This is a genomic window from Ruegeria sp. CDSC081, from assembly GCF_059610485.1.
The window spans coordinates 234330-247397 of the sequence record NZ_JBXWNS010000004.1 but is presented as its reverse complement, the minus strand read 5'-3'; the positions used below and the strand labels follow the sequence as shown (position 1 = coordinate 247397).

Annotated in this window: 11 protein-coding genes; 5 read left to right on the top strand and 6 right to left on the bottom strand. The window is 56.5% G+C overall.

All coding sequences use genetic code 11. From position 1 onward, the window contains the following. Positions 1 to 35 precede the first annotated feature (35 nt). Positions 36 to 1430: a dihydrolipoyl dehydrogenase gene (gene lpdA / locus AC2FH9_RS08975; RefSeq protein WP_496871271.1), complete on the bottom strand. Its 1395-nt coding sequence runs from the start codon at positions 1428 to 1430 to the stop codon at positions 36 to 38. 214 nt (positions 1431 to 1644) lie between these two features. Here lpdA and AC2FH9_RS08970 point away from each other — a divergent pair, with 214 nt between their 5' ends. Further along, the gene (locus tag AC2FH9_RS08970; RefSeq protein WP_496871270.1) at positions 1645 to 2079 is read left to right on the top strand and encodes a hypothetical protein; all 435 of its coding nucleotides are present in this window, start codon (positions 1645 to 1647) and stop codon (positions 2077 to 2079) included. Here AC2FH9_RS08970 and AC2FH9_RS08965 read toward each other — a convergent pair. The 4 genes from AC2FH9_RS08965 to AC2FH9_RS08950 form a co-directional block, all read right to left on the bottom strand. Then, positions 2076 to 2654, bottom strand: coding sequence for a DUF924 family protein (locus tag AC2FH9_RS08965; RefSeq protein WP_142633241.1), 579 nt, complete (start codon positions 2652 to 2654; stop codon positions 2076 to 2078). The two genes, AC2FH9_RS08970 and AC2FH9_RS08965, sit on opposite strands and share 4 nt — an antisense overlap. 108 nt (positions 2655 to 2762) lie before the next feature. Beyond that, complete coding sequence (locus tag AC2FH9_RS08960) at positions 2763 to 4037, bottom strand: MFS transporter (RefSeq protein WP_496693406.1); 1275 nt, start codon at positions 4035 to 4037, stop codon at positions 2763 to 2765. A 111-nt stretch (positions 4038 to 4148) separates the two neighbouring features. After that, positions 4149 to 5195 carry a tRNA preQ1(34) S-adenosylmethionine ribosyltransferase-isomerase QueA gene (queA, locus tag AC2FH9_RS08955; protein ID WP_496871269.1) on the bottom strand — a complete coding sequence of 349 codons (1047 nt, stop codon included), beginning with the start codon at positions 5193 to 5195 and terminating at the stop codon, positions 4149 to 4151. Positions 5196 to 5239: 44 nt separating this feature from the next. Beyond that, positions 5240 to 8623 (bottom strand): YhdP family protein, encoded by a 3384-nt coding sequence (locus AC2FH9_RS08950; protein ID WP_496871268.1) that lies wholly within the window; start codon positions 8621 to 8623, stop codon positions 5240 to 5242. A 68-nt stretch (positions 8624 to 8691) separates the two neighbouring features. Here AC2FH9_RS08950 and AC2FH9_RS08945 point away from each other — a divergent pair, with 68 nt between their 5' ends. The 4 genes from AC2FH9_RS08945 (at position 8692) to AC2FH9_RS08930 (ending at position 12081) form a co-directional block, all read left to right on the top strand. Then, a complete protein-coding gene (locus AC2FH9_RS08945; RefSeq protein WP_496871267.1) occupies positions 8692 to 9153 on the top strand; it encodes a peroxiredoxin in 462 nt (153 codons plus the stop codon). Positions 9154 to 9239: 86 nt separating this feature from the next. Beyond that, on the top strand, positions 9240 to 10055 hold the full coding sequence (locus AC2FH9_RS08940) for a ferritin-like domain-containing protein (RefSeq protein WP_496871378.1): 816 nt from the start codon (positions 9240 to 9242) through the stop codon (positions 10053 to 10055). A gap of 210 nt (positions 10056 to 10265) precedes the next feature. Further along, on the top strand, positions 10266 to 11591 hold the full coding sequence (locus AC2FH9_RS08935; protein WP_496749555.1) for a DUF5930 domain-containing protein: 1326 nt from the start codon (positions 10266 to 10268) through the stop codon (positions 11589 to 11591). Next, positions 11581 to 12081, top strand: a complete 501-nt coding sequence (locus AC2FH9_RS08930; RefSeq protein ID WP_271947570.1) for a bactofilin family protein — start codon at positions 11581 to 11583, stop codon at positions 12079 to 12081. Before AC2FH9_RS08935 ends, AC2FH9_RS08930 begins: the two co-directional genes overlap by 11 nt. 77 nt (positions 12082 to 12158) lie before the next feature. On the opposite strand, the gene AC2FH9_RS08925 is transcribed toward AC2FH9_RS08930, so the two are convergent. Then, positions 12159 to 12932, bottom strand: a complete 774-nt coding sequence (locus AC2FH9_RS08925; protein WP_496871266.1) for a hypothetical protein — start codon at positions 12930 to 12932, stop codon at positions 12159 to 12161. Positions 12933 to 13068 lie beyond the last annotated feature (136 nt).

Below are 13068 nucleotides of genomic sequence, written 5' to 3'. Positions count from 1 at the left end.
TGCCGCAGATCGGCAGAGGTACCCCCTGCCCTGAGTTACATATGGATCACACGCCCGTAAGCGTCCAAAACGCTTTCATGCATCATCTCGGACAAAGTCGGATGCGGGAACACTGTGTTCATCAGATCCTCTTCGGTGGTTTCAAGCTGCCGCCCGACCACATACCCCTGAATTAACTCAGTGACTTCCGCGCCAATCATGTGGGCGCCCAACAGCTCTCCGGTTTTGGCGTCGAAGACTGTTTTGACCAGCCCTTCGGGCTCTCCAAGCGCGATTGCCTTGCCGTTGCCGATGAAGGGAAAACGGCCGACCTTGATGTCATAGCCAAGCTCTTTCGCCTTTGCCTCGGAATAGCCGACCGACGCAACCTGCGGATGGCAATAGGTGCAGCCCGCGATGCTTTCGGGTTTGACCGGATGGGCATGTTTACCGGCGATCAGATCGGCCACCATGACACCCTCATGGCTTGCTTTATGCGCCAGCCAAGGCGCTCCGGCAATGTCACCGATGGCGTATAGGCCATCGACACCGGTGCGACAGAATTCGTCAGTCACAACATGGGTCCGGTCGATTTTGACACCCAGCGCTTCTAGCCCCAGATTTTCAATATTGCCAACGATGCCAACTGCAGAAATCACGGTGTCAAAGTCGTGCTTTTCAACCTTTCCCTTCACCTCGATATGCGCAGTGACTTTACCCTTAGCGCGGTCCAACTGCTTGACCATCGCCTTTTCCATGATCTTCATGCCCTGTTTGATAAAGGCTTTCTTGGCGAAGGCGCTGATCTCGGCATCCTCGACGGGCAGAACGCGGTCCATGACTTCAACCACCGTCGTATCTGCACCGAGCGTGTTGTAGAAGCTAGCGAACTCGATCCCGATTGCACCCGACCCGATGACCAGCAATTTCTTTGGCATCCGCGGCGGCTGCAGGGCGTGTTTGTAAGTCCAAACCAGATCACCATCCGCTTCCAGCCCGGGAAGCTCGCGGGCGCGCGCGCCGGTTGCCAGAACAATGTTCTTGGCTGTCAACTCTTCGCTGCCCTTGTCGGTCTTGACGTAGACCTTGCCCTTGGCCGGAATCGTCGCCTCGCCCATGACAACCGTCACTTTGTTCTTTTTCAGCAGGTGACCGATACCGCCCGAAAGTTGCCCGGCGACACCGCGCGATCGCTTGACCACAGCATCCAGATCATATCCGATCTTCTCGGCCTTCAGCCCAAAATCCTTTGCGCGCTCCATCAGGTGAAACACTTCTGAAGACCGCAGCAGCGCTTTGGTTGGGATGCAGCCCCAGTTAAGACATATCCCCCCGAGATGTTCGCGCTCGACCACGGCGGTTTTCAAACCAAGCTGTGCTGCGCGAATGGCTGCGACATACCCGCCAGGACCAGCGCCGATTACGATCAGATCAAAAGATTGTGCTGCCATGTTTCCCTCTCGGAGCAGGTCATTTCCAAATTAGTTTACCATTAAACTAATACCAGTCACCCTTCAACACTTAGTCCCCGCGACAAAAGCTACGCAAGGTAAACCCATACGGATTGCAGAGGTTCGAGCCTATACCGCACCCGTTCGAAACGCTAGAAGATAGCTAAGTATCCCAGTTGCTCCATTCTAAATCCATTTACGCGAAAGGCATAACATGGCTAAAACGCTGAAAGATCTGGTCCTCGCCCTAATCAACGCCACGCTTATCCTGGTGGCCTTGTGTTTGTTTTTGGGCTGGAAGCTGACCACAACAGCGCAGTCCCTGATGTCTGATTTTTCACAGAAGGTTCAGATCGTCGCCCCTTTGCGCGAAGAGGTTCAAGGGGTGCGCAGTGAATTGGCAGCACTTCGCTCTGAACTCGCGACAATACAAGTCAATGGCGCGCTTGCCGACACCGCCACCGCCCAACGGGTCTCGCAAACGCTCGACCGCCTGAGCCAAATCGAAGATACGCTGCAGGCGGCGCAGTCTCGTATCGTTGCGGTTGCCGAAACGCCTGACGCCTTTATCAGCACCGCAATAGAAAAAACGGCCGACACTGTGGCCGACCGTATTATCACAATCAAAGGTTGTTCGGTCGAAGGCTAACCTGCGGCCTGAAGCTCTCGGACGGTGGATCCGTACCCGCCCATGTTTACATAGGCGGCCTCATGTTCGGTCATGGGGCGCGACAATGCTTCGTTACGATAGGGGAAACGGCCGAACTTTCGGATCACCTCCCTATGCGCCCTTGCATGCAGCAGGTTGGTTGACTTGGATTCGTCGATATTCTGGCACATCAGGCGTACACAACGCTCTTGGTCACACAGATTTTCCGAGTGCATCAGTGGAAGATAAAAGAACTGCCGCGCGGGTTCGTCAATCTTCAGATCCCAGCCCTTGTCGATGGCGCATTTCGCTGCCGACAAGGCCGCCTTGTCGGTGGCGAACGCCTTACCACTGCCGCGGAACATATTTCTAGGAAACTGGTCCATCAGAATGATATAGGCCAGTGCCCCGCTGGGGTATGTCAGCCAGAGAGAGAACTTTCCCTCATTAGCAATTTCCCATGTGGAAAGAAATTTTTCGCGGATCTCTGCGTCTAGCGCTTCATCCTCAATATACCAACCATCTGGACCCACTTGATCCAGCCAAAAACTCAATACTTCTTCAGGCCCTACCATTGCCTTGCTCCGTCGTTTTGCCCTCCCCAGGGACGTAACGTCATTTAAGGCTGATTTACAGATTTGTGACAGTAAAAATTTGCAACACTTGCGACATAATTTCGTGTCCTAGGCTACATCTTGCGTTTCCTGATCGGCTTCGGCGGCTTCGATAGCCACCTCTTGCGCCAATTCGAACGCCACCGGCGAGGCCGTTGGGTAAAGCGGAGACATCGTGCCCGTCTCGTCCACAGGAATCGCCGCACGCTGTGTCATGCGATACATCGCATAGACCGCAGTGGCTGCAAGCAGTGCAAAGATGATCAGGAAAAAGCCCGACGGTCCGAACACGTCATCGCCCATCAACCACCCGGTAATCAGCGGGCCGGCAATGGCGCCCATTCCATTGATGAAGACCAGTCCGCCAGAGGCCGCCGCCATATCCTCATGCTCCAGAAAGTCATTCGTATGCGCAATCAGCAGCGAATACAGTGGGTTAGACATGCCTCCGATCACAAAGGCCGAGGCCAGAAGGAACGGAAATGAGGTCGACCCGAACATCATCGCAGTGGCCGCCCCGCAAGCACCAATGATACCCGCCAGCATGATCAGGAACCGGCGATCCATCCGGTCCGAGAACCAACCCAGCGGATATTGCAGCAGAATTGCTCCGATATAGAAGGCGGCCACGAAGGTCGAAATCTCAACCAGTGTCAGCCCAGCGCGCGCGCCATATACCGCCGCCATACCAAACTGGGCCGAGAACACACCGCCCAGCAGGAACATGCCGACGCAGCCCAGTGGTGATTTCCCCATCAGATCACGCAATGTCATGGGCTTGGTCGTGTCAAATGCCGGTGTCGGTGAAATCGACAGCAGAATCGGAGCAAAGGAAACCGAAACCAGAATGGATGCGATCACAAAGGTTTCGTAACCAGCAGGATCGCCAACCAGCATAAGCCCCTGAGCAGTGATGATCCCAGTCATCTGTACGATCATATAAAGGGAAAGCGCCTGGCCCCGGTTCTCGTTATTGGCCGCGTTGTTCAACCAGCTTTCAGCGGTGACATACACGCCCGAGAAACAAAACCCGATCACGACACGCCCCAAAGCCCACGCGACTGGCTCGGTCAACATCGGATACATGATCATCACGGCCGAAATAAATGAAGCGAGCGCAGCAAAGACCCGCACATGCCCCACCCGCCGGATCATCTCCGGTGCAAGGCGAGAACCTCCTAGGAAACCTACGAAATAAGCTGACATCACAACAGACATCTGAAGGGTCGAAAACCCTTCGATCTCGCCTCGGACGCCCAGGATTGTGCCCTGTAGGCCATTGCCAATCATAAGCAGGCCCATTCCAAGAAGAAGTGACCAAGCGCTGGTAATGACCTGAAGCATAGAGGCCTCCGAGATTGCTAACCTGAACTAGAGATTCGTTTTAATATCAAAAACGGCTTTGAACCCGCTTGTCTACGACATCGAAACGCAACGATCCCGACAACACGCCGCTCAAGGGATCAAAAGCGACCCATCCCCATATGAAAAGAACCGATAGTTCTGCGCAATCGCGTGCTCATAAACCTCTTGCATCCGATCCTGCCCCATCAAAGCTGAAACCAACATCAGCAGCGTGGATTTCGGCAGATGGAAATTGGTGATCAGCGCATCCGTGACGTGAAACTGAAAGCCGGGATAGATGAAGATGTCAGTATCGCCCTCCCAGGGTACGATCTGTCCACTGCGGGCAGCGCTTTCGATCAATCGCAGCGCGGTTGTGCCCACCGGAATGACACGGCCACCTATGGCTTTGGTTTCACGAATTTCACTGACGGCTTCCGCACTGACCCTGCCCCATTCTGCATGCATCTTATGGGTCGTCACATCCTCGACCTTGACTGGCAGAAATGTTCCGGCACCGACATGAAGCGTAACGTAGGAAACAGAAACGCCGCGCGCGGTAAGCGCTTGCATCAGCGCTTTGTCAAAATGCAGCGACGCGGTGGGCGCTGCCACTGCCCCGGAGTTGCGCGCCCAGATCGTCTGGTAATCCGTCTTGTCCTGCGCATCGGCAGGGCGCTTGGCGGCAATATAGGGCGGCAGCGGCATGGCGCCGGCCTGTTCCAGCGCAGCATCGAAATCCTGCCCCGTAAGGTTAAACCGCAGAAAGGCCTGCCCGTCCGCCACCCTATCCAACTCAGCGCTCAGTTGATCCGAAAACCGGATCACCTCACCTGTCTTGACCTTCTTGAGAGGCTTGATCAACGCCGCCCAGGTGCCGTCTGCCTGCGGATCAAGCAACGTCGCTTCGATCGACGCAGACACCGGCCCTTGCGCACTGTCGCGATGACGCCGCCCGCTGAGGCGTGCCGGGATGACCCGCGTATCATTCAACACCAGCCGGTCACCGGGTCGCAGCCAATCTGGCAGGTCAAAGACATGCGCATCCGAGATTGCATCGCCCTCGGCCACAAGCAAACGCGCCGAAGACCGCGGGTTGGCAGGCCGGGTGGCAATCAAATTCTCGGGCAGGTGGAAATCGAAATCGCTGAGTTTCATGGGCGCGCCTTACAGGGTCGTATCAGATTCGGCTATATCCCTGTTCAGTTGTCTTTTGGCGGCGATCCAAAGGTGCGCTTGGGCTCATCCGGCTTGGCTTTCTGTGCATTTGGCCCATCCTGAACCTTCGGCGCGGGCTCCCTTAGAAGGTTGCGCAAGAACAATGGCGCAAGCCCTGACAGAGGGTTGACCGAGACAGAGGGTGATTTCAAAGGGCCGGTCAGAGTATAATTGAACGCGATCACACCTTCACCTTTTTTGGTGAAGACACTTCCAATCGCATTCACCAGATAGATTGGGGAAATCGCGCCACGCAAGTTCAGCATTTCGCTAACCGTGTCGATTGTCCCGTCGAAGGACAATCCCATCGAAGGACCGACGGCGCTGCCGCTCAGAACCTTGATTTCGGTCGGCGTAATCCGCATTCGGCTTTCGATGCTCGAGAAAAAGATGCCTTGCCCAGCCATTTCATCCACAAGCCCAACAAGGCTGATTGCGTTCAGCAAGGCAGCCATGGCCGGGGCGTCATGAATTCGGGTGTTCACGATCTTCATGATGACATCGAAGTTCCCGGCCCCGCCGACCGGTTCCAGTTGCAGGTCCAGTTTGCCTCCGCGCGCCTGGGTTATCATTTTGGCCGATCTCAGAACGTCGCCTGCATCACCAGAGGTCAGATTGACAGCGCTGCGCCCTCCGCGCGGGGTCACCTGTCCGCGCACAGCAGCACCGCCGTTTACATTCGCCGTGAACGCACCGCTGACACCGCCAGTTGTCGCAAATTTTCCCTTGAACCCGGTCAGGGCGATCGTCTCTGTAATCTGGAGGCGATCCAATACTACATCCAGCTCGGGCCCCTGCCCGGAACCACCGCCACCACCTTCGGAGGATCCAAAGGTCGCGCCCCCCAGATTCATCACGCCCCCTAAAACCCTGATGTCGGGCAAAGCTGACCCCCGTGAAATCAGCTCCGCCGGAACCGCTAGCCAGTTCCCCAGCTCGAAGGAGCTGAACTCAACACGATCGAAAGCACCATTTTTGAAATTAATGGAGGCCAGGCTTCGCAACCCCGCCGCATCCAGCCGAAGTGTATCCACGCGCATCTGATCGCCCAGCGTTGCCTCGACATCCATCGACCCCTTGGTACCAGCGCCTTTGCGCCACCCGAGCTCGGGAATGGACAGCACAACGCCTTCCAGATCCGATGCCGCCGTCAGTTTCGGGGGGCGGCCAGCACCGATGCCCAAGGTTATGTCGGCAACGCCTTTTCCGGTCAGCATACCCTTTGGTAACCCGGCACGCAGCTCGGTCACCAACCGGGGCGAAATCTCGATCTGCCCTTTCAGTTCACTGGGTTTCGGTTCTCGACCCCCAATAGGCTGGCGCCAGGTTGCCTGCAGGGGCACGTCGCCGAAATATCCGTCGCCGCCGACTTCGACAGCGGATTGGTCACCTGAAATAGTCAACTGAGGCGCGCTGACGACAAAACCTTTGACCAAGCGATCACTGTGCACATCACCAATCTTACCAGTAAAGTGAAACTGGGTTTCATCGAACTTCAGCCCCTTCTTCATCGGCAGAGATAAGGTGCCTGACAGTTCCACATCGCCAGAGGCCACATCCACGGGCAAATTTGCCTTTGTCATCAGCTGCAGAGGGGGACGATCCATCAAAGACAAGGCGGCCGTTGCCGAGCCCTTGGCCTTGACGCGCACAATCGCCGGCGAAAGCTTTTTGATCGACGTATCCGGAATAATGAAGGATGTTCCTGACCCGTCTATCGGGCCGCCCTGATCGGCAATGACAACCGCTTTCTCGGCTGTCACGGTAAACCGTTGGTTGATCAGGCTGGCCTGCCCCTGAGCGTCCTGGACCGGAGGTAAAGTTTTGGCAAAGCGGATTTTGGCGTCGTCGAACCCGAAGTCCAAGTAAATGTCCGGCTTGGTGTCCGGCTTCAACCGTAATGCAAAATCGACATCCGAGAGCCGGCCTTCATATAAATTGTCGGACACCCATTTACGCGGCTTTTCGGCAAGTAATTGGGGCCAGTATCTCAGCAACTGGCCTGACTCCAACTCGTCCAGATGAGCCTCGAGGTACCCCGACCAACCTTCGGCTTCACCAATCAGATTTCCCCTAGCACGCAGCGTTAGGTTTTCGTCTTCAACCGTCATCTGTCCGAGGCGCAACTCGAACGGGGCCAGCTTCATCTTCAGATCAAGGTCGGCACGCGCCAACTTGAGGGGTTCCGGAAACAGCCCAGCCGGGTTGATGTCGATGCTGCTGAGACGGAGTTGAGAGGTCAGGCTTTCCAGCAGTCCATTCTCGATACCTCTCAAAAAGGCCCTTCCCTCGGCCTGAACGGACCCCCAGGCAGAGACCACAGAAACCTCGTCGAAATCCAGCTCCTGCCGACTTGGGTCATAGCTGAAATAAGCCCTGGCGGATTCAAACGGGATCGGTTTTGTCTCTTGGTTGGCTTGCACCGCGCCTGCCGCAAGGTTCAGGGTCGCAAATAACGGCCCCAGCGCCGCGTTGCCATCAACACTGCCGCGCACCGCGCCCGAGATCGGAGCGTCAAGGACCTGTAACCATGACAAGGCAAGGCTTTGACTTGCAATATCCTCGGCAGGCAGGTCGGTTATGGCAAAGCCAAAGCTTGCCTGGGGCGTTCCAAGTACGCTGGTATAATTTACCTCAATCGAACTGGCATAATCGCGCCCTGTCAGAACAGAGAACCCGGTGGACATGCGCATTTCGTCACCGGTACGGATGATCGAAATATGTCCGCCGTCGAAAACCCAGGCGCGCGACAGGCGCAAATCCTGATAGTCCAGCGTCAACGACTCAAGCTCGACCGACCGCAGGCCCGACAGCAGCGGTGACAAAAAGACATCGTCAGATTCCTCGATCAACTCGATCAATGTCCGCGCCCGCTGAACCGGCGCACTGCCAGAACCGACTGTCAACGAAAGCGCCCCGTCCAATCCGCGGGTCAATGCGATTTGGGCATCGCGCAGGGTAATCGTGCGCGGGCGGATTTTCCCCCGTAGCAGCCACCGCATCGACAACCGGGTGCGCATATCCGCCACTTGCGCGATCTGTTGTCCCGCCGCGTCGCTTATGGTCACATCCGTCAGTCGCAAACGTGGCAACCAGTTTTCGTTGACAATAAAGCTGGCATCGCCAAAGCGGATCTTGATCCCCCCAAGGCTTTGATCCAGCCGTTTTTCGGCCTGGGCCCGCATCCAGTCTGGCGCGTGCAGCTGTTTGCCAATCAGAAAGAACCAGCCGCCAAAGGCCAGCAGGCAAAGCAACAGGAAGGTTCCGACGATCCCCCACGCAGCGATGCGGCGGCGTGACCGACGGCGGCGGGGCTTCCCGTCCGGGCCTTCTTGTGTATCTTCTTGCCGCGCCAAATTCCGACCCACGCCCTATTACCTGCTTGCACCAAACCATGATGTCAGGCAGCACTTAAAAACCTTTAGCGGAGTTTCCAATGCCCGACGTTACAGACATCGCCCCCGGTTTCACTTTGCCCCGCGACGGCGGTGGTGAGGTTACGCTGTCAGACCTGCAAGGCAGCGCCGTCGTTTTGTTTTTCTATCCCCGTGATGATACGCCGGGCTGCACCAAGGAATCCATCGGTTTCTCGGAACAACTTCAAGCCTTTGCTGATGCCGGCGCCCAGGTTTTCGGCATCTCGCGCGACACGGTGGCTAAGCATGACAAATTCGTCGCCAAACACGGTCTTACGACGCCACTTTTGTCCGACGAAGGCTCGACCGTTTGCGAGGATTACGGTGTGTGGGTTGAGAAGAACATGTACGGGCGCAAGTCAATGGGGATCGAGCGTTCAACCTTTCTGATTGACGCCGACGGTAAGATCGCTCGCATCTGGCGAAAGGTCAAAGTGCCCGGCCATGTGGAAGAGGTACTGGAAGCCGTGCGCACGCTGTAACCCTCTTCACCGCGGTCGTCATCCGGATTATTACCCGAACAAATCTTGAAAGCGGAGATATCCCGGTGTCGAAAACACTGACCCAAATGGCGACCGAAGTTCTGACCACAGCAGACGGGCGCGAAAAGACCGCCCTGTCCAAGCGCCATGCCGCAGCTTGGTTTGCGGCGCGATCAGGGGACGCTCCTGAGATTGAAGTGGGCACCGCAACACCGCCGTTGAATCCCGCCCGACCGGACAAACCAGATTTGCTGTCCCCCCGGGATGTCCCAAGGCGCCGCCCCGGCTCCGAGGCTGGGCGCATCGCCCTGCTACACGCGGTCGCCCATATCGAACTGAACGCGGTTGATCTGCATTGGGATATCATCGCCCGATTTGGCCATGTCCCTATGCCTATCGGTTTCTACGACGACTGGGTCAAATGCGCCGAAGAGGAATCGCGCCACTTCGAAATGGTCTGTGATTGCCTGGAACAGATGGGCAGTCATTACGGCGCCCTGCCCGCCCATGCGGGTATGTGGCGCGCTGCCGAAGATACAGCAGAAGATTTGATGGGCCGTTTGGCCGTAGTGCCGATGGTGCTTGAGGCGCGGGGTCTGGATGTGACCCCCGGCATGATTGACATCTTCCGCAAGGCCAAGGCTGAACAGGCCATTGCAGCGCTCGAGGTGATCTACGCCGAAGAAGTCGGGCATGTTGCTTACGGGTCCAAGTGGTTCCATTTCCTTTGCGGACGCGAGAACGCTGACCCAAAGGGTATCTTTCACGATCTGGTCCGGCGCTATTTTCATGGCGTTCTTAAACCGCCCTTCAACGAAGAAAAGCGGGCCGAAGCCGGGTTACCGCCGGATTTCTATTGGCCGCTGACCGAAGGCCTGCCGCCGCCCGGCTCTGCCCGCTAGGACGGCATGCACGGTCATAGCGGTCTTTGAATCATCCTCCAGTTGATGTAATCGGCAATTTCTCGCCGAGAATTGGCGGGATTAACCCTGTTTGTTGTGTGAACTAGTTAACAAACTTGCCCAAATCGGACGTCCCCTCTATTCAGTTGCCCCAAGGGACGGAGACCACTCACAACCGATCCCGAATTTGGGGATCGAGAGGTAAGGCGCGTGCGAGCACGTCTGGCAATCAAACTACATTCGCTGCTTGAGCAGCACTTCCCGGAACGCCGGGTCTTTCTGAAATCTGACAATGACACACGGTTCATCCGGCTCAGCTCAGAGACACAGATCTTTGCAGTTGCTGGTGTTGCCCTGTTTGTTGGCTGGACTGCGGTCACTACGGCAATCCTGTTGATGGACAGCATCGGATCAGGCAACTTCCGAGAACAGGCCAAGCGCGATCAGGCGACATATCAGGAGCGGCTGAATATTCTGTCAGCAGAGCGTGACGTGCGCGCTCATGAGGCTCTGATGGCTCAGGACCGGTTCAACGCCGCGCTTGAACAGATCTCTGCGATGCAATCCGAGCTGCTGGCGTCCGAAAACAGCCGCCGTGAGTTGGAAACGGGGATCGAGGTAATCCAGTCCACCCTGCGCACCACCATGAAACAACGGGAATCTGCCCGTCAGGAGCTTGCGGCGCTGCAACAATCAGATTCCGATGATGGGCTCACGTTGGCAAACACTGCCAGCCCCGAACAGATGGAATTTATGACCGTTGCTCTGACCCGCACCGCGCAGGAGCGTGATCAGATCGCAGCCGACGCCCGGAACGCACTGGATCAGCGGGACGATCTCGAGCTTGAGATCCGGCTGATGCAGGAACGCAGCGACGAGATTTTCCGTCAGCTAGAAGAAGCAATGATCATCTCGGTTGAACCGCTCGACAAGATGTTCCGACAGGCAGGTATGCCAACTGACCGTATCATTGAAGAAGTACGGCGTGGCTATAGCGGCATGGGTGGCCCCCTCACCCCAATTTCCTTCAGCACGCGCGGTGAGGACCTGACCCCCGACGAGATCCGCGCGAACACTCTGTTGCAACAGATGGACCAGCTGAACCTCTATCGTATCGCAGCAGAAAAGGCCCCGTTTGCCAGCCCGGTGAAAGCGGCTGTCCGCTTTACCAGTGGCTTCGGCACGCGCCGTGACCCAAAAACGGGCGGTCGCCGCATGCATAACGGTTCCGATTTCGCCGGCGCACATGGAACTGATATCTTTGCGACCGCCGACGGCGTAGTCACCCATGCGGGCTGGCAATCGGGTTTCGGACGTCTGGTCAAAATCCGGCACGCCTTCGGAATTGAGACACTTTACGCTCATAACACCAAGTTACGGGTTAAGGTTGGCCAAAGGGTCTCGCGCGGGGATCATATTGCTGATATGGGTAACACCGGACGGTCGACCGGAACGCACCTGCACTATGAGGTCCGCGTAAACGGAAAACCTGTTAACCCAATGACTTACATCAAGGCTGCAAGAAATGTTTTCTAAGAGCAAAATCAACGAGCCCGGAACCAATGCCCCAGAGGCCGCCAAGCCTGCTGCTCCGGCCACTCCGGCAACCCCTGCACCGACGGAAACCAAGGCCAGCACCGCGCCCAAACCCAAGCCACCTGCATCGGTCCTGTCTTCGGATCTGCACATCACCGGCAACCTGAAAACCTCGGGTGACATTCAGGTCGAAGGTACGGTGGAAGGTGACATTCGTGCGCATCTGCTGACCATCGGTGAAACGGCGACCATCAAGGGCGAAGTCACTGCAGATGACGTTGTCATCAACGGCCGTATCGTTGGCCGCGTGCGTGGCCTGAAAGTGCGCCTGACCTCGACCGCACGGGTCGAAGGCGACATCATTCACAAGACAATCGCCATCGAAAGCGGCGCGCATTTCGAAGGCTCCGTTCAGCGTCAGGACGATCCTCTGAACCCTGGCCGCAGCGGAAAACCGGGCGCTAACCCGGCTGCTGACGTCAAACAGTAATCCTGACAGACTGACAGGAAACAAACGCCGCGGGACAGCCTGCGGCGTTTTCTTTTGCAATTCTGACCGAAGTGCTTTCACTGATCAGGTTGGTTCCAGGTCGCATTGGCCTCGATCACTTCTGCGACCATCAGCGCCTTTTCGGACAAATCTGGTGGCGTGCCATCATCAAAGGCAAGCTGCTGCATTCTTCGATACATGACTTCAGACGTGTAAAAATCAAATGCAGCCGTGCCGTCGGGGCTTTCCCAGAAGGCCGTGATCCAAACCGAGGGCGCATACCCGTAACACCAGTCCTGCCAGAACCGTTCTGCCAAAGTCGCCGTTTTAACTGCGGCTACTTGCGCCAAAAGGCTATCCATTGGCCAACCCCCGAGGCGAAACATGCAGAGCGTATCGTCCAGACATTCTTCTGAGCCCCCTTCGATCGCCTTCAGAAGAAAGCGTTTCTGAAAATTGTCCAGGACACGCCACTCCTCCGACGACCAGTTCCGGGCCTGTCCCGTCGGATACCGGCTCAGGCTGACCTCGATCCCGACAGAGCTTACCTCTTCGCCACAGGCCAAGACCTCTAGCACACGCGGCAAAAGATAGGCCCAGGTATTCTTGGCAATCCCTTCCGGATCACTCGCTGCAAAATACCAGTCCTGAAGATAGTGCAACGGCAGTTCCTGAATGGGCGGGTGAAAGAAATCAGCCTCGATATCCGATTCCATGCAGCACCCTTCGCAGACCTCGATACCGCTTGGCTTTGGACGTTTAAAAACGCGATAAGCATCCTGAATAAGCGGGAAGAACGGATCATCCGGCAATAACTTGGCCTTAACCGGCTTATTCGTCTTTGACGTCATCGTAGGCTGAACCCATATTTCCATGCCACACCCATAGGTCTATCTGCCCCCTTTTGACGTGGCAAGCGCGCCCAAATACCCCTTCATTCTCCGCCGAATTTCTATGTGTGATGAGTAGCTTCGATATTTCTGCGTT

Coding starts and splice junctions, on each gene's coding strand:
- AC2FH9_RS08970 (WP_496871270.1), top strand. CDS start 1,645: ATGGCTAAAACGCTGAAAGATCTGGTCCTCGCCCTAATCAACGCCACG.
- AC2FH9_RS08965 (WP_142633241.1), bottom strand. CDS start 2,654: ATGGTAGGGCCTGAAGAAGTATTGAGTTTTTGGCTGGATCAAGTGGGT.
- queA (WP_496871269.1), bottom strand. CDS start 5,195: ATGAAACTCAGCGATTTCGATTTCCACCTGCCCGAGAATTTGATTGCC.
- AC2FH9_RS08945 (WP_496871267.1), top strand. CDS start 8,692: ATGCCCGACGTTACAGACATCGCCCCCGGTTTCACTTTGCCCCGCGAC.
- AC2FH9_RS08960 (WP_496693406.1), bottom strand. CDS start 4,037: ATGCTTCAGGTCATTACCAGCGCTTGGTCACTTCTTCTTGGAATGGGC.
- lpdA (WP_496871271.1), bottom strand. CDS start 1,430: ATGGCAGCACAATCTTTTGATCTGATCGTAATCGGCGCTGGTCCTGGC.
- AC2FH9_RS08925 (WP_496871266.1), bottom strand. CDS start 12,932: ATGACGTCAAAGACGAATAAGCCGGTTAAGGCCAAGTTATTGCCGGAT.
- AC2FH9_RS08930 (WP_271947570.1), top strand. CDS start 11,581: ATGTTTTCTAAGAGCAAAATCAACGAGCCCGGAACCAATGCCCCAGAG.
- AC2FH9_RS08940 (WP_496871378.1), top strand. CDS start 9,240: ATGGCGACCGAAGTTCTGACCACAGCAGACGGGCGCGAAAAGACCGCC.